At 60.7% G+C, this 20,019-nt stretch carries 17 protein-coding genes; 12 read left to right on the top strand and 5 right to left on the bottom strand.

Going from position 1 to position 20,019, the window contains the following annotated elements; translation table 11 throughout:
- Positions 1-136 precede the first annotated feature (136 nt).
- From DCC24_RS01730 to rlmN, 6 genes are all read left to right on the top strand, one after another.
- Complete coding sequence (locus tag DCC24_RS01730) at positions 137-397, top strand: hypothetical protein (RefSeq protein WP_110098167.1); 261 nt, start codon at positions 137-139, stop codon at positions 395-397.
- A gap of 71 nt (positions 398-468) precedes the next feature.
- Positions 469-1,647: an FAD-binding oxidoreductase gene (locus DCC24_RS01725; RefSeq protein ID WP_110098166.1), complete on the top strand. Its 1,179-nt coding sequence runs from the start codon at positions 469-471 to the stop codon at positions 1,645-1,647.
- 138 nt (positions 1,648-1,785) lie between these two features.
- Entirely contained in the window at positions 1,786-3,138 is a 1,353-nt protein-coding gene (locus DCC24_RS01720; protein ID WP_110098165.1) for an adenosylmethionine--8-amino-7-oxononanoate transaminase, read from the top strand.
- Entirely contained in the window at positions 3,135-4,289 is a 1,155-nt protein-coding gene (locus tag DCC24_RS01715; protein ID WP_110098164.1) for an aminotransferase class I/II-fold pyridoxal phosphate-dependent enzyme, read from the top strand. Before DCC24_RS01720 ends, DCC24_RS01715 begins: the two co-directional genes overlap by 4 nt.
- Positions 4,286-5,044, top strand: a complete 759-nt coding sequence (gene bioD, locus DCC24_RS01710) for a dethiobiotin synthase (RefSeq protein WP_233242961.1) — start codon at positions 4,286-4,288, stop codon at positions 5,042-5,044. The genes DCC24_RS01715 and bioD overlap by 4 nt, the downstream gene beginning before the upstream one ends.
- 6 nt (positions 5,045-5,050) lie before the next feature.
- Positions 5,051-6,442 (top strand): 23S rRNA (adenine(2503)-C(2))-methyltransferase RlmN, encoded by a 1,392-nt coding sequence (gene rlmN, locus DCC24_RS01705; RefSeq protein ID WP_110098163.1) that lies wholly within the window; start codon positions 5,051-5,053, stop codon positions 6,440-6,442.
- Position 6,443: 1 nt separating this feature from the next.
- Here rlmN and DCC24_RS01700 read toward each other — a convergent pair whose 3' ends face one another.
- Entirely contained in the window at positions 6,444-6,908 is a 465-nt protein-coding gene (locus DCC24_RS01700; RefSeq protein WP_110098162.1) for a hypothetical protein, read from the bottom strand.
- Positions 6,909-7,149: 241 nt separating this feature from the next.
- Between DCC24_RS01700 and DCC24_RS01695 the strand changes: the two genes are divergently transcribed.
- The 3 genes from DCC24_RS01695 (at position 7,150) to DCC24_RS01685 (ending at position 12,845) form a co-directional block, all read left to right on the top strand.
- Positions 7,150-8,382 (top strand): acyl-CoA dehydrogenase family protein, encoded by a 1,233-nt coding sequence (locus tag DCC24_RS01695; RefSeq protein ID WP_110098161.1) that lies wholly within the window; start codon positions 7,150-7,152, stop codon positions 8,380-8,382.
- A gap of 234 nt (positions 8,383-8,616) precedes the next feature.
- A complete protein-coding gene (locus DCC24_RS01690; RefSeq protein WP_110098160.1) occupies positions 8,617-11,790 on the top strand; it encodes a DUF3427 domain-containing protein in 3,174 nt (1,057 codons plus the stop codon).
- Positions 11,791-11,846: 56 nt separating this feature from the next.
- Positions 11,847-12,845 (top strand): AAA family ATPase, encoded by a 999-nt coding sequence (locus DCC24_RS01685; RefSeq protein ID WP_110098159.1) that lies wholly within the window; start codon positions 11,847-11,849, stop codon positions 12,843-12,845.
- Between the two features lie 19 nt (positions 12,846-12,864).
- Here DCC24_RS01685 and DCC24_RS01680 read toward each other — a convergent pair whose 3' ends face one another.
- From DCC24_RS01680 to purB, 3 genes are read right to left on the bottom strand one after another with little or no spacing between them, the layout of a single operon-like run.
- Complete coding sequence (locus DCC24_RS01680) at positions 12,865-13,758, bottom strand: hypothetical protein (protein WP_110098158.1); 894 nt, start codon at positions 13,756-13,758, stop codon at positions 12,865-12,867.
- A gap of 60 nt (positions 13,759-13,818) precedes the next feature.
- Entirely contained in the window at positions 13,819-14,715 is an 897-nt protein-coding gene (locus tag DCC24_RS01675; RefSeq protein WP_341771012.1) for a trimeric intracellular cation channel family protein, read from the bottom strand.
- A gap of 17 nt (positions 14,716-14,732) precedes the next feature.
- The gene (gene purB, locus DCC24_RS01670; RefSeq protein ID WP_110098157.1) at positions 14,733-16,178 is read right to left on the bottom strand and encodes an adenylosuccinate lyase; all 1,446 of its coding nucleotides are present in this window, start codon (positions 16,176-16,178) and stop codon (positions 14,733-14,735) included.
- 170 nt (positions 16,179-16,348) lie between these two features.
- On the opposite strand from purB, the gene DCC24_RS01665 reads away from it, so the two are divergent.
- Both DCC24_RS01665 and DCC24_RS01660 read left to right on the top strand, forming a co-directional pair.
- On the top strand, positions 16,349-16,765 hold the full coding sequence (locus DCC24_RS01665) for a hypothetical protein (protein WP_110098156.1): 417 nt from the start codon (positions 16,349-16,351) through the stop codon (positions 16,763-16,765).
- Positions 16,765-18,339, top strand: coding sequence for a hypothetical protein (locus tag DCC24_RS01660; protein ID WP_110098155.1), 1,575 nt, complete (start codon positions 16,765-16,767; stop codon positions 18,337-18,339). The genes DCC24_RS01665 and DCC24_RS01660 overlap by 1 nt, the downstream gene beginning before the upstream one ends.
- Before the next feature lie 12 nt (positions 18,340-18,351).
- Here DCC24_RS01660 and DCC24_RS01655 read toward each other — a convergent pair whose 3' ends face one another.
- Positions 18,352-18,747, bottom strand: a complete 396-nt coding sequence (locus DCC24_RS01655) for a phage holin family protein (protein ID WP_110098154.1) — start codon at positions 18,745-18,747, stop codon at positions 18,352-18,354.
- Between the two features lie 64 nt (positions 18,748-18,811).
- On the opposite strand from DCC24_RS01655, the gene DCC24_RS01650 reads away from it, so the two are divergent.
- Positions 18,812-20,005: a histidinol-phosphate transaminase gene (locus DCC24_RS01650; RefSeq protein ID WP_110098208.1), complete on the top strand. Its 1,194-nt coding sequence runs from the start codon at positions 18,812-18,814 to the stop codon at positions 20,003-20,005.
- Positions 20,006-20,019: the final 14 nt, after the last annotated feature.

The raw sequence follows: 20,019 nt of genomic DNA, 5'->3' as shown, positions 1-20,019 counted from the left end.
CTGGGCTACCGCACCCCAGCACGAGCCTGGGCCGACCACCACGAACCCACCACCGCGGACCCACCCGCAGCGGCCTGAAACACAAGAAAAACACCGAGAGACTGTACGAAATCCTTGACACAGCCCAGTTTTGGCGGTGCCGCTGCTGGTGGGCATGGTGATCATCCGCAAAGCACGCATCCCGGTTCAGGTGTCATTTATGGGGATGGTCTTCGGGCTCATCGGGTGCGCTGGAGCCCACATCACCGGCACCACCGTTCCCTACGTGGTCTACGGGATGGTCGCCAGCCTGGTGGCCTACCTCATCGGCTTGGCCATGTGGAAGCCGATCCCAGAAACGGATAGCCAACGTCGCGCGTTTGAACAACAGGGCGTGAGCCTGACCGAAAAGGGCTAAGACGCAAGCGGTGTCAGCCCATCAGATGCCAGAGAGCCAGAAGGCAGACAACCACGCCACAGGAGGAATGTATGCAGGTCATCGTGATCGGTGCGGGAATCGTCGGTTTGGCCACAGCCACCAAACTCGCCGAGGCCGGACACCAGGTGCAGCTCCTGGACCGCGAAGGCGTCTTTGCCGGCGCTAGTCACCGCTCCTTCGCCTGGATTAACGCCAACCATAAACTCCCGGAAAGCTACCACCAACTCAACACGGCCGGAATCCACGCGCATGCCGAATTCCAGCGCAGCGTGCTGGCGGATCGACGTGCGCACGGGGGAGACGAAGAACCCTGGTTTCACCACACCGGGTCGATCCTGGCCGACTTCGGTGACTCTCAACACGAAAGCTACCGCCAGAGGTACCACGAATCTCGCGAGCTGGGGTATCCGGTGGAGATGATCGACCGTCGCAGACTCCAGGAGCTCGAACCCGGTGTTGTCTGGCCACAGGGCCTGGACAGTGCGCTGTATTTTCCCCAAGAGGGCTGGCTGGATCAGCACGGGCTAGCTGACCAGCTCCTCCGCCGGTTAGCACATCACGGAACTGAGGTCGCAGTTCGGGAAGTGGTCGAGGTGATTCCAGGCTCACCGGGTGCTCGCGTGGTGTTCAACGACGGGTCAACCGCCGAGGCCGACAAGGTCGTGGTGGCTGCTGGAGCCTGGTCGCGCGAGATTGCCGAACAGTCTGGATTGAGGATTCCCACCGTGGACCTGGGGGAGCGCAGCCCGCGTGTCTACTCGCTTCTGGGACTAACGCAACCGACTCACGCCAATCTGAGCCGTGTCCTGGTCACCTCGAGGATGAATGTTCGCCCGCGAAACGACGGCCGGTTGTGGGTGCAAGTCCCGCAGATGGATGCCCGGGTGGCCGAAGGGGAAACTCCCGAGCTACTCGAGGAGACCGAGTCCGTGATGCGCCAGAGACTCGCAGAGTTTTTCGATCGCGACATCACGCTGGAGAAGCTCTACTACTCCGGTCGGAGCTTTCCCGTCGATGGGCTGTCGATCGTTGGGTATGTCGATGAATACGAGACTGTCTACGCCAACGTCACCCACTCCGGGATGACCCTGTCGATGATTCTTGCCGAGCTCGTCACCGACGAACTGGCGGGATCACCCAGCCCAATGCTGGAAGACTTCCGACCACAACGGTTTGCATCCGAAGATATTCAGGACGCGGGCCTGGACTCTTTCATCGGCCGGCAGTAACCGGCAGATCTGCAGATGGGCTCTTTCGGGCTAGGGCAGTTTTGACACCGCATTGAACACTGTTCAATAATGAGACAATGCTGAGCTCTTCACCATTACTCGACAGGCCCTGCGGAGGCGGGACGGAACCGGTCTGGCATGTCTAACCCGTCACGACACGCTCCCGCCAGCACGCTAGAACGTGACACCGGATTGCTATGGCACCCCTATGGGGCACTGGATGCCGGGGCGCATTTTTCGGTCATCGGCGCCGAGGGGCCATATGTCGACCTGGTGGACGCTGCCGGCACCAGCCATCGACTCCTTGATGGCATGAGCTCCTGGTGGTCGGTGGTCCACGGTTATCGACACCCGGTCATGGATGCCGCGCTGACCGAACAGATCGGGCGTTTCTCTCACGTGATGTTTGGTGGGCTGACCCATGACCCGGCCGTGGAATTGGCCGAGCGCCTCGTCGAGGTCACCCCGGAGGGCCTCAATCACGTCTTCTTCGCTGACTCCGGGTCCGTCTCCGTCGAAGTCGCGCTCAAGCTCGCCATTCAGTACCAACGAGCCCGCGGACGGGAACGCGGACAATTTCTCGCACTCGAGGGCGCCTACCACGGCGACACGACCGGTGCGATGAGCGTCTGCGATCCGGTCGGTGGTATGCACGCGGATTTCGCCTCCGTGCTGGCTGACAATGTCTTTGTTTCCCGCCCACCGCTCCCGGAGGCTGCCGACGCCGAGGTGGCGGCCTGGGTCCGTGAGGCAGAAAACCTGGTCGATACCCACGGCGAGCAACTAGCGGGTATCATCGTCGAGCCGTTATTCCAGGGCGCCGGTGGCATGCGACCCTATCATCCCGCGGCCTTACAAACACTGCGCAGGTTGGCCGATGAGATCGATGCGGTGTTCATCGCTGACGAGATCGCCACCGGCTTTGGTCGTACCGGCACCGCGTTTGCTTCAGAGGCAGCCGGCGTGATTCCCGCTGTCATGTGCGTGGGTAAGGCCCTCACCGGCGGGTATGTGACCATGGCAGCACTGCTGTGTAGCGGGCCGGTGGCCGAGGTGATCACCCGCTCTAGCTACCGAGCCCTCATGCACGGCCCGACGTTTATGGCCAATCCGCTGGCCTGTGCCGCTGCGACCGCATCCCTGCACCTTCTCTTCCACGATGAGACCAGCGGATGGAAACCGTCCCTCAAACGCCTTACGCCCGCCTTGGAAGCCGGCTTGGCGCCAGCTCGGCAGCTACCCGTTGTCACCGAGGTGCGGGTCACCGGAGGAATTGGGGTCATTGAACTCGACCGGCCCGTCGATATGAGTTTGACCACCCGTGTGGCAGCCGAACATGGCACCTGGCTACGGCCCTTCCGACAACACATCTACACAATGCCCCCATATATTTCCACGCCGGAAACGATTCAAACCATCACTGAGGCGATGGTGGCCGCAGCCGTAGCGCATTCAGAGCACACAGCACCGGTATCGGAGTCGGACGCGTGAACGCCCTGACCGACCGCCTGGCAGCCGCCCGGAAACGCCGGGTGGCCACCCAGATGCACCGCAACGACCGACCCCTGACCGGCCTGGATCTGGCCTCTAACGACTACCTCAGCCTATCCCAGCACCCACAGGTTCGCGCCGCCGCCATCCAGGCCATTGACAACTTCGGTACCTCAGCGCGCGCCTCCCGCCTGGTGACCGGCACCACCGAAGCCCACCATGCGCTCGAAGCAGCCCTGGCCCAGCGAATGCACCATCCCTGCTGCGTGACCTTCTCCAGCGGGTACATGGCCAATCTGGCAGCCGTGACCACACTGGCCAGCCCGGACACGCTCATCATCTCCGATGCGCATAATCACGCTTCACTCATCGACGCATGCCGGCTGACCAAAGCCACCGTGCGCATCGTGGCCCACAACGACACCGTAGCTGTTGAAGCCGCTCTGGCCCAACGCGACCAACCCGAGGCGCTGGTGGTCGTCGAATCGGTGTACTCCGTGCTCGGCGATGCCGCCGACTTACCGACGCTGTCGGAACTGTGCGCCCGCTACGATGCCATGCTGCTGGTCGACGAGGCCCACGGCCTGGGCATCGCCGGTACCGGTGACAACTCCGGACTCGGGACCAGCACAGAACTCACCGGCTACCGCGACCGGCTGGTGGTCACCGCAACCCTCTCGAAGGCCTTGGGCTCCCAAGGTGGTGCTGTGCTCGGTAGCGAGCTCATCCGCGATGCTGTGGTCAATACCGCCCGGACGTTCATCTTCGACACCGGACTGGCGCCGGCCAGCGCGGCAGCCGCCCACGCTGCCCTCGAGCTGATCACTGCCGACCGGGTGGCTGATATGGCCTCCACCCGCGCCCAGCTAGCAACCGCGCTCGAGGTACCCTTCCCGGCCGGTGCGGTGCTCTCGGTACCGATGCCCAGCCCCGAAACCGGGGTTCGCGCCCGGGAGCTATTGCGTCAGGAGGGCATTCTGGTGGGTTGTTTCCGCCCGCCCTCCGTGCTCGATGGCATCACCCGCCTGCGGTGCACTGCCCGGGCCGGGCTTAGCGATACCGAACGCGACCGCGCTTGCACGCGCATCCCTGCGATCATCGGCGACTGTCTCGCCTTGGCACCGGAGGGAAGCCGGGAGCTCAACTCATGATGCCTCGCTACGTGCTGATGACCGGCACTGACACCGGAATCGGTAAAACGATCTCTACCGCTGCTCTGGCCGCCACGCTGTCGGCCACCGGAGGCAAGGTCATCATGGTCAAGCCAATCCAAACCGGCCACATCACCCCCGACGACCCCGAACGCGAAAAGCTCGAAGCCCAGTACACCGATGTTGTCACGGAATCCGATGCGCAGATCATTGCCCGGCTGACCGGCATCGAAACCTTCACCCACCTCACCCTGCGCCTACCCATGGCGCCGGTCCCGGCCGCTCGGGCCGAAAACGCTATGTTACCCACCGCCGGTGAACACGCTACCGCGATTGATGACCTGGCGACCCGCACCGGCGCCGACCACGTGCTGATCGAAGGAGCCGGCGGAGTGCTGGTCGACTTCGGTGGACACACACTTGCCGACCTAGCGCACGCGCTGTCCGGTGCATCAGATCACGAGGTGGAATCGGTCATCATCGCTCGCTCGCGCCTGGGCACGCTCAATCACACCGCGCTAACCGCTGAAGCGCTGAGACACCGTGGCATAGCTGTCGCCGGGATCATCATCGGATCATGGCCCGACCCGGCCCTGCCGGTTGATGTCGATAATCGCCAGGCGCTATCGGCTATAGCCCCGGTCCTCGGAGCGATTCCGGCCGGGGTAGGAGACCGGTTGAGCACCGAGGAGTTTCGGGCCCGAGCGCCGGGGTGGCTGACGTGTCTTGAGCTGGTGAAATCATGCGATAATTAAAGCGTTATGTCGCAGCGATACACCCCACGCAAACCAGGTACCCGCCCCGGGAAGCGCGAGACCGATCGCGCAGGTCGGACCCGTCTGAATCCGCCGAAGCGGGCACTGATGGACGAAACTGAGGCTCGGGAACTCGCCGAGGATCGCGCTCGCCTTAAACGGCACGGATACGGTGCGCCCAGCGAGTTTAGCCCGCGCCGGACCGATAACAACCGTCCCCAGGTGCGACCCCAGACCGAAGGATGGGTCCAACAGACCGGGCCCGACGGGCGTCCGTTGTTGCAGTTCAAGCAACGGCCCAAAGTCGCTCAACCCCAGACACATCTGGCGGATTTGAGCCTGGACGAACGTGAGGCCAAGTTGGTTGAGTTGGGTTACCCGACATTCCGGGCCAAGCAGCTCTCGACCCATTACTTCACCCACTACACCACCGATCCGGAGCAGATGACCGACTTGCCCGCCGGATCCCGGGACGAGCTGGTTGCCGAATTTTTTCCACCATTGCTGACTGAAGTTCGGAAACTCACCACCGAAAACGGTGACACCGTGAAGTTTCTCTGGCGGCTTTTTGACGGTGCCCTGGTCGAGTCCGTGCTGATGCGCTACCCGGGCCGGATTACCTTGTGCGTCTCATCGCAAGCTGGCTGTGGCATGAACTGCCCCTTCTGCGCCACCGGGCAGAACGGGTTGACTCGCAATATGTCCGCCGCTGAGATCGTGGACCAGATCGTGCATGCCAATCGCTTCATCGCCAACGGTGGATTGGGTGGACGGACCCACCATGAATCTGGTGAGGCTGAACGGGTCACCAACGTCGTCTTTATGGGCATGGGCGAGCCCCTGGCCAACTACAAACGCGTCATCGCCGCGGTCCGCCGCATGGTCGAGCCCAGCCCCGCCGGATTGGGTATGTCGGCTCGAAACATCACCGTTTCCACCGTGGGCCTGGTGCCTGCGATCAACCGTTTGGCCGCCGAAGGCATTCCGGTGACCTTCGCCTTGAGCCTGCACGCCCCGGATGACCAGTTGCGTGACGAGCTCGTGCCGGTCAACTCGCGCTGGTCGGCCGACGAGGCCATCGATGCTGCCTATAACTACTACAAGGCCACCGGTCGTCGCGTCTCCATCGAGTACGCGCTGATCAAAGATATGAATGATCACGCCTGGCGCGCCGACCTGCTGGCGAAGAAACTCAATGCCCGCGGACACGGATGGGTGCACGTCAACCCGATTCCCCTCAACCCCACTCCCGGCTCAATTTGGACGGCTTCGGAACCCGAAATCACCGACGAGTTCGTACGCCGACTCAATGAAGCCGGGGTACCGACCACCTTGCGTGACACCCGTGGTCAAGAAATTGACGGGGCCTGCGGTCAGCTGGCGGCCGACAACGCCTAGATTAGCGTTGGTTGGCGATTTCCAACGGGGTCGGATAGAGCGACCGGGCTTTCTTAGTCGGTAGCACTGTAGCGCTGACCGGGTGCGGACCGGTGGTGCCATCCGAAGCCGTCGAGCTCGGCTGATCAGGGGGCGGTTGACAGCCTGCCCGGGCGCCGGTGAGTAACTCAAATAATGGGTCCAGCATGGACTCGATGTCCTGCAGATCCTGTTCGGAGAGGATGCCCCCGTTTTCTTGTTCCAGCTTCTCGCGACGGACCAAGTGGGCCAGCAGTGTTCCCCGATAAATATCGACCTCATCCTCGAAGCCGACGGTGACCTTTTCGGAACCACCAATGACCAGCTCAATGGCGTAGGGAGTACGGATGAGGCAACTCAATGTTCCGGTCACGGTGCGATTGCCTGCATTCACTTCGATGAGTTGCTCAATATTTCTCAGGTCCAAGTCCTTCGCCGGTATTCGCATTGACTGATCCTTTATCTCTTCCTGACGATCCGGTCCTGCCACAGCACGTAGCAATAGTGTCCTAGTTCACATTTGTTTGAAAATATTTCACTAGGTCGCGCCCTGAATGTCTAGTGTTTCCGTCAAAATGGTGTCATTTTTCGGTTCTTTTGCACCACGATTCAACCCCACAGCGCGCAATAGCCACGGTGTGCTCTAGACAACAATCAATCGCAACCGTGAACAGCGGTAGCATGTGAGTATGACAGAGAACACTTTTCCAGGCCGTACTGAGCCCGACTACCACGTGACCGATGCCCTCGATGTTGACTACTATCAGGTCTTCTCCGATATCCCCGACGAAGATCGTGCGGTGTGGCTGCGTGCCCGCGATTATGCTGAATCCGTCGCTGAGCAACTGGCTGATGGATGGAATAAGCACGAATACTCGGTCTCGATCGCCCAGGGGCTCGGCAAAGCAGGTCTGCTCAGCGACGGGCTCGACCACCCCGACCTGGAAAAATTCTCTCCGCTGGCCACCGGTCTGGTCAATATGGAGCTCTCCCGTGTTGACGGATCGCTGGGCACCATCCTGGCAGTCCAGGGTGGGCTGGCACTGCGAACCCTGGTTTACTTCGGTTCTGAAGAACAGAAAGCAAAATATCTCAAGCCCCTAGCCACGGTCGAGATTCCGGGGGCGTTTGGTCTGACCGAACCCGATCACGGCTCCGACTCGGCCGGTCTGGAAACCCAAGCCACCCGCCAACAAGACGGCTCCTGGGTGCTTCGTGGCTCGAAGCGCTGGATCGGTAACGGCGCTGCCGGGGGCATCACCTTCATCTTTGCTCGGGTGAACTCCGAAGGTGCAGAAGACCACGGCAAGGTGCGTGGCTTTATCGTCCCACAGGAAACCGAAGGCTACTCGGCCACACCGATCCGCTACAAAGGTTCGTTGCGCGGTATCGACCAGGCCGATATCTGGCTCGACGACGTGCACCTGCCCGCTGATGCGGTGCTTCCAGATATGCACAATTTCAAAGACGTCTCCAAGGTACTGTATGCAACCCGTGCCGGTGTCGCCTGGTCGGCACTGGGTCACGCCACCGGATGTTTTGAAGCTGCTCTGGCATATGCCACCCAGCGCAAGCAGTTTGGCAAGGTGTTGGCCAAACACCAGATGGTTCAAGAGCGCCTGACCCGGATGCTCTCCGAGTTGGTGAGCATGCAACTCTACTGCGTGCAACTGGCCAACTTGGAAGCCAACGGCATCCTTCGTCCCACCCAGGCATCGCTGGCTAAGTACAACAACACCCGCACCGCTCGGCGGATTGCCGCTGACGCCCGCGATTTGATGGGTGGCAACGGCATCAAGCTCGAGCACGGTGTCATCCGCCACATGGCCGACATTGAAGGTATTCACACCTATGAAGGCACCGAGTCGGTGCAGGCCCTGCTGATCGGTCGTGACCTGACCGGACACGGTGCCTTCGCCTAAGTTGCTTGCTCGCGCTGTGGCGTGACACTGTCGCCCTCGTGGTGGCTGGAACCGAATATGCTGGTTCCGGCCACCACGTGATTTTTAACCACATCCACCCACGCGGCAACTATGTGCAGAAACAACTGCACCTTATAGTATTTTCGGTATGAGTCGCCAGCGCCCCGAGCAATCTGAAATGCCTCTTCCCTAGGAGCCTACGAGGCGCTACTTACCCACCGCCGACAGAGCCAATTGGACCAACGCCTGGCTGACGGGACCATCGAGGCCTCTATCCGCCCGGTGGCTACTGGGGAGGAAAACTCCCAGCTGGCCCAGTACCTTTCCGGACTCATCCAGCGCGCGCTCGAGCACTGCGACACCACTGAAGAACGCCTCGCCTTAGCCAGGCACGTGATCGGCGTGCTCGGAGACGAGTTCGCCGCCGACCAGCTTCTTCCCGCCCCGGAGTCAAAACCACAGGCGCAACAGCTACTCGACCTGGTCAGCTCGGAACTCAGCGACCACAGCACCACCCATCGCGTGAGCGACAACTCAGCGTACCGCCTGGTGCGTCCAGAAACACCATTATCCGAGGCCGGACTGCTGACCCACAGCCGAGAGGGCGAACCACAGATCGGAGCCGAGATTCGTTCCGAACTTGATACGGCCGATCGCGTCGACCTGCTGATGTCGTTCGTGAAGTGGTCCGGGTTGCGGCTTTTTGAGGCAGAACTGACCCGACTCAAAAATCGCGGAGCCACGTTCCGTGTGCTGACCACCACCTACATCGGTGCCTCAGAACGAGTAGCGATCGACCGGCTCGTCAAAAAATTCGGGGCCGAAGTCAGAATCAGCTATCAGACCACCAGTACCCGGTTACACGCCAAAGCCTGGTTGTTCCACCGGTATTCGGGATACTCGACCGCCTATGTGGGGTCCTCGAATCTCTCCCGGGCGGCCATGCTCGACGGGTTGGAATGGAACGTTCGCCTCTCCCAGATCGCCACCCCGGCGGTGATGGACAAATTCCAAGCGACCTTCGAAACCTTCTGGGCCAGTGCCGAGTTTGAGCCCTACGACCCCGAACACGATGGCGACCGACTGGAGCGTGCGCTGGTAGAAAACCGACATGACGGCCCCACCGTGACCATGGCCGTCGGCGATGATGTGGTTACTGATATCAGCGGACTGGAGGTGCGCCCTTATCCGCACCAGGTCATCATGCTTGAACAACTGGCTGCCGAGCGAGCCGAACACGGCCGAAATAAAAACCTCGTCGTGGCAGCCACCGGCACCGGCAAGACCGTGGTGGCCGGACTCGACTACCGGAATCTCGCGCAAACACCCGACCCGCAGAACCCCTGGCGCCATGATCCACCACGGCTATTATTCGTTGCCCACCGCCAGGAAATCTTGCGCCAATCCCGGCGGACTTTCCAGGAGATCTTGGCCGACGGGTCCTTCGGAGAGCTCCTGGTCGATGGAGCGAGCCCACGGACCTGGAGCCACGTTTTCGCTTCCGTACAATCACTTCACGATGAGGTCATCACCCGCATTGATCCGGAGCATTTCGACGTGATCATCATCGATGAGTTCCACCACGCCCAAGCACCGACCTACCGGCGTCTGCTGAATTACTTCCAGCCTCGACAACTCCTGGGACTCACGGCCACCCCCGAACGTGCTGATGGCGTCAATGTGGCGGCCTTCTTTGATCACCGCATCGCGACCGAAATGCGACTGTGGGACGCATTGGAATCAGATATTTTGGTTCCCTTCCACTACTTCGGCATCGCCGACCTCGACGAGTTGGACCTCAGCCGGCTGCGGTGGACACGAGGCCATTACGACGAAACCGAACTCAGTAACCTCTACACCGGCAATGACGCACGCGTGCGCCTGGTGGTTAAAGCACTGCGTGATAAGCTCACCGACCTGAGCCACATGAAGGCGCTGGGATTCTGTGTCGACGTGCAACACGCCGAGTTCATGGCCACCCGATTTAACCAGATCGGCATTGCGGCCCAGGCGATTACCGGAGGAACCCCGAGTGACAAACGCCGGCTGTATGTGGAACAGCTCACAACGGGCGTGCTGAAGATGATCTTCACCGTGGACGTGTTCAACGAGGGTGTGGATATCCCCGAGGTCAACACGGTGGTCTTCCTGCGTCCGACTGAATCACCGGTGATTTTTCTCCAGCAACTGGGTCGTGGTCTGCGCCGTGCCCCCGAGAAGAACGTGCTCACAGTGCTGGATCTGATCGGGCAACAGCACGAAAAATTCCGCATGGACCGCAAATTCCGCGCTTTGACCGGCTCGGGTCGCCGCAGACTCGTCAAGGATGTCGAACACGGTTTTCCCTACCTGCCTGCGGGCACCCAGATCGTCCTCGACCAGATCGCTAGCGACCGGATTCTCGACAATCTGAAGAAAAACACCTCCAGCACCAAAAACGCTGTGATTCAAGACGTGCGGGAACATCTGGGGACCCGGAACATTTGGCGCTATACACTCCATCACTACCTCACGGAGGCAGACCGCACCATCGAGGACATCTACCGCTCGGCTGGCTCCAAACGGTCGTGGACCTCCATCCGTGCCGAGGTGGCAGGCGACGACGCACCGGTGACTGACGAAGACCTCACCACAAGCTTCGGAGCCTTTCGTCTCTTGCACGTCAATGACGAACAGCGGGTGAAAATCTACCGCGAGCTCATCCACGAACCCTTCAGATACGAGGCACTGACCGAGCCAGAACAACGCTGGGCGCGGATGTTCTACTTCTCGTTCCTGCATCCTTACCAGAAGGACGACACGTTCGCCTCCTATGACCACGCGTTCGACTGGCTACAGAACCAAAAGATCCTAGTGGACGAAATTGAGCAGATTTTTGAGCAGAATCTCGCCACCGCCCGGATCGTTCCCGCCACCACCGCCCTGGGGGAACAGATGCCCCTAGTAGCCCGGGCCAGTTACCGCCGCGAAGAAATCTTGGCTGCCTTGGATGTCTCCAGCTGGGACAAGCCTCGAGCCTCCCACGTTGAGGGCGTCCAGTACTCGGAGGCTTTTGAGACCGATGCGTTACTGATTAACCTGCATAAATCCGAACGCGATTTTTCCCCGACCACGATGCACCGGGATTACGCGATCAGTCCCGAGCTGTTTCACTGGGAGTCTCAGAGTAGAGTCGGTCCCGATTCACCAGCCGGGAGACGCTACACAAACAAAGCTGAGAACGGGACCCATACGATGTTGTTTGCCCGGCATTCTCCCACCGATGTCATCGGCACCCGAGCCTTCGTCTGTCTCGGCACCGCTGACCTGGTCTCCTGCGAAGGCGCGAAACCGATGACCATCATTTGGCGTCTCCATCAGCCGATGTCCCAAGAGCTGACAAATATGGCCAGCGCCGTGGCCTCCTAGACAACCCGACTATGATGGGTATGTCACACTACATGAGCTAAGGGACTGATTTCGCCATGTCAGGGCTAAGCCACGACATTTCTGCCTTAGTCGCCAACCACGCTGCCGGCGACGACGAAAGCTTCTACGCGGTGGCCCGCGACGTTGCCACCCGCGAGCTACGCGACGGGCGACGCAACTCCGCCCAAGAGATTCACGACGCGGTCAATGCTGCCACCGGTGAGAAAACCAGCGAAGACGAAGACCTCGACGCCGAATACACCGACGCGCTGGTTGATTCGGACCTGACCGAATATATTGAGGTCACCCGCCCCAAGGGACATCTGGATGATCTGATCATCTCTGATGACCTCATCGAACGGCTCCGGCAACTGATTGCCGAGCACCGTTCGGAAGAAGAACTCAAAGAAGCCGGCCTCTACCCAGCCTACCGGGTGCTCTTAGAAGGCCCGGCCGGGACTGGTAAAACCGCTACCGCCAAAATTTTGGCCTCAGAACTGGGGTTGCCACTGGTCACCGTCTGGTTGGACTCGCTGTTGGCTGCCTACTCCGAAGATGAGGATGTTCGGTCCTTGCGGGGCGTATTCAAAAAACTCACGCAACGCAACGCGATCTTCCTCTTCGACATGTTCGGCGTCGTCGCCATCGAACACCGCGACGCCCGGGACCGTGGCGTGTTCCGGGCGTTCATGATGTTTTTGGACGAGATTCAGCCCGGCTCCATCGCGCTGGCGGCCACCAACCGGCGGGAAGCGCTGGAACGGTACATGTTCCGCCACTTCGACGTCGTGCTGAACTTTTCACTACCAGACCCGCGGGTGGCGGTCCAGGTGATGCGCAATGAACTGGGTAACCTGGCTCCGGACGTCACGGTCAATGAGGCCGACGTGTACGGCCAATACATGCCAGGACTCAGCCACGCCGAACTGGTGCTGGCCGCCCAGGACGCCGCTAAGGCCGCAGTGCTACGTGGCGCGACCCAGGTGACCCAGGACGATTTGATTTTCGCACTCACCAACCGTGGAGCGCACATGCTCAACGACCACGAGGACTAGTACCATGCCGATACCGCCCTCAGTGCTGAGCGCGCGGAGCGAACACCACGGCCACCAGTGACAGCAGGCAACAACCGGTTAGGAAAGCACCTTGGCCTCCCGAGGTGAAGGTGATGACCAGGCCGTCGCTGGTCGTTACGGCCAGCACGGCGAGCCACGCAGAACCCGAGGCCAGACCGAGCAGGATCGCAAAAGCGGTGACCGAACCGATCATCGCGCCCCGGGCGGCCGGGCGGGAGAGCCCGACGTGTTCGAAGGTCATCGGCGAGATGGCGAACACCGCCAGGGTGTAGTTGATGGCATTGTGGCCGGTCATCATCAAAAATCCGGTGATCAGCCCGTGCAAATGGTGGCGGAACAGTCGTGAGACGGGAACACGCTGCCGGTCCGCTCGTTCTTCGGTGCGGTCACGTGCCTCTAAGTACTCGGGTCTGTCTTCCAAGCGTTGGCGGATGAAAACCGCCAGAGCGAACAGCACCACACTGACCAGGAAGGGTAGTCGCCACGCCCACGCCAACAGCGCCTGATCACTGAGCCGAGACCGCCAGGAACGCCAGTGTCGCCAGGGCGATACCGGCCGCAGGCCTGCCCACGACGAATGAGGTGAACAGTCCACGCCGTTTTGGGGAACAAATTCGGCTACCAGCGTGGTGGCCCCGGAGAGCCCGATGCCGGCGGTAGCCACACCCATGACCATGACGGTCAGCAACAATGCGGGGCGACGGCCGTAGTGGTCGCCGACATGACCAATGATCAACCCTCCCAGCCGACGGGCAATACATCCCACCGCAAAAGTGGCGAACGCAGCCAGCGTGGCAGGTGTCTCCCCGCCGGGGCAGAACAGCGGCGCGACTAGGGCTCGGTGGGCGTCAGCAGACGGGCGCTCACGACGTTGTTCAAGTATGGCCGTCATTTATCAATGCTCAACGTCAGCCCCCAGAAAACGGCCTGTTTATGACACCGGGCACACACCCTAGAACTTGTCGGGGCCGTGATCGGGATCTGAATCATCCGAGTCAGAACCTGGATCGTCATCGGGACCATCAAGCTCGTCGAGTTCATCCTCCAACTCGTCCGCTAATTCCTCTTCATCGTCAGGCTTGGGATCGATACGTTGCCAGGGCCAGGCGAAGGTCCCGCCAAAAGCCGCGCTGGGAGCATGCCACTTAAATCGCAGGGCCACGAGTCGGAAACTAAACACCGCCACGGCAGTCACGGCACCCCAGAGTGGCTCGTAGACATCCAAGGCGTTCAAAATTGCCACCACCGCAGCGCCGGAGACCGCCGGGATGGCATAGATATCGTGGGGGTTGAAGATGGCCGGGATCTGGTTGGCCACCACATCGCGTAAGAGCCCGCCAAAGACCGCGGTGGCAGCGCCCAAAAGTGTTGCCGAGACGACCGGTAGCCCCGCATCGGTGGCGATCAGGGTACCGACCACGCAAAACACAGCGAGTCCTCCGGCATCAAACACCAGGATCGTGCGTCGGAGCCGGTCTGAGTCAATGACTCGGATATACACCAGTAAGACCGCCAGGGCCACCGGGATCATGTAGGACGGGGAAGCGAACGCATTGGGGACCCCAGCGTTAATGATCACATCGCGGACCACACCGCCACCCAGTCCGGTCAGCGCTGCCAGCAGCGCCGAGCCGATGATGTCGAAACCACGCCGGGAGGCCAGCAGTGCACCGGAGACCGCGAAGAAGAACACCCCGGATAGGTCGGCAAAATAGACAATATCGGGCAGATAGTCCACCGAAGAGTCTGGCATCTGCTCCGTGGGTTCCGGGAATTCATCGATCCCGCGGGGCTGTTGGTCCTGGATATCGTCTGGGTCGGTCTGGGCCAGGATGAATGACGCTAACACACTGGTGAGGCTTCGCGTTAGCGACGTCCCTCAAGCGTTTCGGCCGCCAATTGTGCGGCCACCCCGGTGTAGGCCGCGGGGGTGAGCTTCAGTAGCTGCTCCTCGGCCTGGGAACTCAGCCCCAAGGACCGGACAAACTCGCGCATCCGCTCGGGGGTCACTCGCTGACCGCGGGTGAGTTCTTTGAGTCGTTCGTAGGGTTGTTCCATGCCTTCGGTGCCGGCAATGGCTTCAGCGCGCATCACGGTCTGGATGGCCTCACCGAGTACTTCCCAGTTGTTATCCAGGTCCGCGGCCAGCACCTGTTCGGCGACGGTGAGTTGCCCCAGCCCGCGAGTGACGTTGGACAGGGCCAGCACCGAGTGGCCCAGCCCCACCCCGATATTGCGTTGGGAGGTGGAGTCGGTCAGGTCGCGCTGCCACCGGGACTCGATCAGGGTCTGACCCAGTGTGTGCAGGATGGCATTGGACAACTCGCAGTTGGCCTCGGCGTTTTCGAAACGGATCGGATTGACCTTATGCGGCATGGTCGAGGACCCGGTCGCCCCGGCAACCGGGACCTGGGTGAAATAGCCGATGGAGATATAGGACCACACGTCCTGGCAGAACCCGTGCAGGATCTGGTTGAACCGGCTGAGATCATCGTAGAGCTCTGCCTGGTAGTCGTGGGATTCGATCTGCGTAGTCAGGGGATTAAAGCTCAGCCCTAAGCTTTCCACAAAGGACTGAGCAATTACCGGCCAGTTAGCGTGGGGGACAGCCACGTGGTGGGCGGCGTAAGTGCCGGTGGCGCCATTAATCTTGCCCAGGTATTGCTGGCGGGAGATGCGATCCAGCTGGCGTTGCAGGCGGTGGACAAACACCGCCAATTCTTTGCCCAGGGTGGTCGGGGTTGCCGGCTGGCCGTGGGTGCGTGAGAGCATCGGGGTGTGTTGGCACCCTTGTGCGAGCTCGGCGATCGTGTCGATCGTTTCTTGCGCTCGCGGGATCCAGACCTGGTGGATCGCATCGCGAATACCCAGGGCATAGGCGAGGTTATTGATGTCTTCGCTGGTGCAGGCGAAGTGCACCAGCGAAGACAGCCGCTGCAGTCCCATGTCTTTCAGATGGGCGGAGATGAAGTATTCCACGGCTTTGACGTCGTGGACGGTGGTGGCCTCAAACTCAGCCAGTTCGGCGATCGAGGCAGCGTCGAACTCGGTGTACAGCCGGCGTAACTCGTGCTTCTGGTCGGCGGAGAGCTGGTCCAGACCAGGCAGGACCTGAAGTTCACACAGGTGAATGAACCACTCGACCTCCACCACCACACGATTTCTATTCAGTGCCGCCTCGGAAAGATGCTCGGTGAGCTCCGAAACGGATGACCGATACCGGCCATCTAGGGGCCCGAGGACCGCCCCGGCGTCAGCCAAAGAACGACGTGCAGAATCGGTGGTCGCGAGTGAAGAATCGGTGGAGGTCATTTTTCTATTTTTGCACGTTTTCCCGCCCGGTCCACAGGCTTGAAGGTTTGCAACGGTTATCCACTGTTGGCCCGAGAAGACGGTGGAGAACGTGGGTGCTTCCTACGCTGAATTCGTCGATACGTTGATTCGATGAGATATGAGATGACGCAGGAGACGAAAGGCGCGAGATGACACTGATTGAAACCGCCACCGGAGCGTATTGCACGCATGTGGCCCCCCACATTCAGCAGTGGTCGGAGGGACCCGGGGTGGGAGACCTGGGAGTGGCTGCCATCGAGAAAGCCACCCTGGCACTGGAAACGGTCGTGGACGAAGTTCAGGCGGTTCAGGCAGAAATTGAGCAACTGGCCTCCCGACTCCGCGATATCGGTGGCCTGGACTGGCACTCGAAGGCCGGGGAAGCGTTCAAAGACAAGACCCGACGTACCGAGGCGAAGACCCGGGATATCTCTGACTCGGCGCTTGCCATGAAACAGGCGGGCCGGAAGGGAATCGACGAGCTACGGGTCCAGGCGGCCCAGGCCCGGGATGCTCTGAACGCGGCCCGGTCCACGGTCGCTGATATTGCGACGGGAGTGTGCTGATGGCCTCGGTGGTGGGTGGAGCCTCGTCAATCCAGGGCAATCTTGAAGAACTGGAACGTGGTAGTCAATTCTTGAAAGACATTGCAGTGCGTGCCGGGGTACTGGGGGCAAAAGCTACTGCATGGAGTGGTGCGCTGAGTTTCGCAACATTGACCGTTCCTTCAGGAGCCCAGGTACGGGCCCGTGCTGTCGAGGTGAGTTCAGGACTGGCCTGGCTGGCCACTGAATCCTACGGCTTAGCTGAGGGCGTGGATTTCGCTGTGGCAGGATACCGTCAGGCAGAACGCGTGGTCGAAGAGCAGATGTCTTCCTTAATGCTGGCGGTGTCCGGAACACGAATGTTGGGGGATCTGGTGACCGGCCAAGATATCCGCACCGAAGACCTAGCCCGCTTACTCGAAGACGGGCCCGAAGCGGTATTAAACCTGCTCCACGTTGGTTTTGGTCCGGCCGGTGGCCTTGCTCTTGGCACAGTAGCCAATGTCACTGAAGCCGGTTTGAAACTGATAACCGACAACCCGGAGCTCTCCCAGACTGAAGCATTGTGGATGCTGGCCGGAGGCGTGGTTGGCACGGCGGGACTTTTGCGAGTCGGCCGGTATGACACCACAAACACCACGAAAGGTGACACCGATGCCCAAGGGTGGGCCGAGGCTGGACGGGCGGATGGCAGTATTGCGTGGTTGCTGAAGCACCAGGAAGGATCCTTCCCCGAAAATGCTGGAGAATCATCCATGCAGGTTGGCAGGATCACTCTTGACAGTGGCGAGGAGGTTTATACGGTCAGCTACCCGGGGTCACAATTTGATGACCTGGACATCTCAGACCCTGACGAGCTGTTCAACCCCCAACAACTACTTCAAGATTTCGGATTTGAAGAAAATGCCTGGGGCGCCACTGGCATGCGAGAAGGGATGACCTTAGGGTCTCAACACGTCGCTGATGCCACCGTCGAGATTCTTGCAGAAGCTGGGGTGCCCGAGGGGGCGAAGGTGATCTTCAGCGGCTATTCCCAAGGCGGTATGCATGCCTCAACGGTGGCGACCAACCCCAAGATCACTGACGTCTACGATGTGAAGGCGGTTGTCACCTACGGTGCACCGGACCACCACGTCGACCACGATCCAGACACTATTTATCTCGGGTTTCAGCACATCAGAGACCGGGCGACCGCGCTCAGCGGCCCGGTACCCGATGGGGGAGTGAACCATTCCCGAGTGATCCTGGAAGATCTCCCTGCGGGGGCAGACCCGGATGAATCCGGGGCGTTCGGTGCCGGGCACAGCTGGCACAACCTGGAGGAAATGACTCGGGACGCAGTGGCGGATCCGGTGGTTCGGGGGCAACTGGAACATCAGCTGCAACATCTGTCTGGAATCACCACTGGGGCGGTGGCCACCAAAACCTATTCGCTCCAGCGTCGCGATCCCGGAGTACCCCGTAATCCGTTAGACCGGATCGCAGAGGGTGCCCACTCTGTTATGCAAGACGTGGGAAAGAACAGTCGGACCCTAGGCCCCACCACGAGCCCATTAGGACCGCCCCGGATCAGCATGCCACCGTTGCCCTCCTAACAGGCCGGTGCCTTAGGCTTCGGCTGGCGGAAACAGCGCTGCGAGCACTCGCTGCATAATGGCTGAGGCCAAGGAGATGATAATGGCGGCGAAAATGGCGGTAAACCAGAACTCATCAATTTCTAGGTGCACCGGGAAAATCTGAGAGATCCACGTGCTCAGCCACAACAACACAGCGTTGATCACCAGAGTGAATAACCCCAATGTCAGGCAGGTGACCGGCAGCGAGAGCACCCGCAGAAACGGGCCAATCACGGCGTTCACCACGCCGAAGATGACCGAGACACCGAGGAGTCCAAGGATTTCCTCCCCGGTCGAACTGGCGCCGACGAAATACATTCCGGGTAGTAGCCAGGTGGCAAGCCACACAGCCACCGCGGTAACAGCGGTGTTGAGCAAGAATCTCATGTCCTCATCGTGGCACACGAAGGTGAAAATGTGGTGAGCACCATTCAACGATACGATGGTTTTTATGAATGTCCCTGAATCTTCCGCGCCCCGCGACCACCACCAGGCTCAGCAGCCTGGCACCACAAACGGAGTTTACCCCCGCGCCGTGTTGAACGAGCTGCCCGCCTATGTTGCCGGGAAACCCTCGGGGGAGGTGCCGGGCTTGCGTTCCTATAAGCTCTCGTCCAACGAGAACCCCTACGCCCCGGTGCCAGCGGTGATCGACAAGCTGGCCGAACTGTTCAGCGCCGCACCGACCGAGGACCACGAGCGACCTGCCGGTGAGATTCTCAACCGCTATCCGGACACGATGTACACCGCTCTGCGCCAGGAACTGGGAGCGACCCTGGACGTTGACCCCGACGACATCGTGATCGGCGCCGGATCGCTGGGTGCGCTCACCCAGTTGGTGTCCACTCTGGCGGGCACCAGCGCCGACGGGACCCGTGACGAGGTCATCATCCCGTGGCGTTCCTTTGAGGCTTACCCGATTGTCGTGCTCTCGGCAGGCGCCCAAGATATTCGGGTCCCGTTGCTAGCCGACGGTCGTCACGACCTGCAGGCCATGGCCGACGCACTCACCCCGGCAACGCGGATGATCATGCTGTGTAGCCCCAATAACCCCACCGGCCCGGTGCTGACCACCGCCGAGGTCGATGAATTCATGGCCAAGGTTCCCGCTGATGTTCTCGTGGTCCTCGACGAAGCCTACGTGGAATTTATCGAGGACCCCCAGGCCGTCAATGGCCTGGAATTCTTTGCCCGCTACCCCAATGCGGCCGTGGTGCGAACCTTCTCCAAAGCTCACGGGCTGGCCAATCTTCGGATCGGCTATGCGCTGGTGCATCCGGACCTGATGCCCCACGTGCGCGTGATGGCTACCCCGTTTGCAACCTCCACCATCGCCGAAACCGCCGCGATCACTTCTTTGCAGAACCTCGACCAGGTGCATAAGCGGGTGGCCATCGTCCAGCAACAGCGTCGTTGGGTGTTGAGTGAGCTGCACGCCATGGGTATTCAGGTACCCGAAAGCTCAGCAAACTTCTTCTGGCTGGACCTTCGCGAACGCACCCCGGAATTCGTACAGAAGGCCGCGACGTGGGGCTTGTCCGTGCGCGGATTCGGACAAGAAGGTGTGCGCGTCACCATTGGTGAGGCTGAAGCCAATGAGCGGTTGTTACAGATGGTGGCAGAGTTCTTCAACGTCTCTCGGTAAGTCGCCCCCGCAAC

It is taken from the genome of Auritidibacter sp. NML100628 (assembly GCF_003185985.1).
GTDB classification, from domain to species: Bacteria; Actinomycetota; Actinomycetes; order Actinomycetales; family Micrococcaceae; genus Auritidibacter; species Auritidibacter ignavus.
The sequence above is the reverse complement of the archived record's forward strand: the minus strand, read 5'-3'. Positions and strand labels throughout refer to the sequence as shown.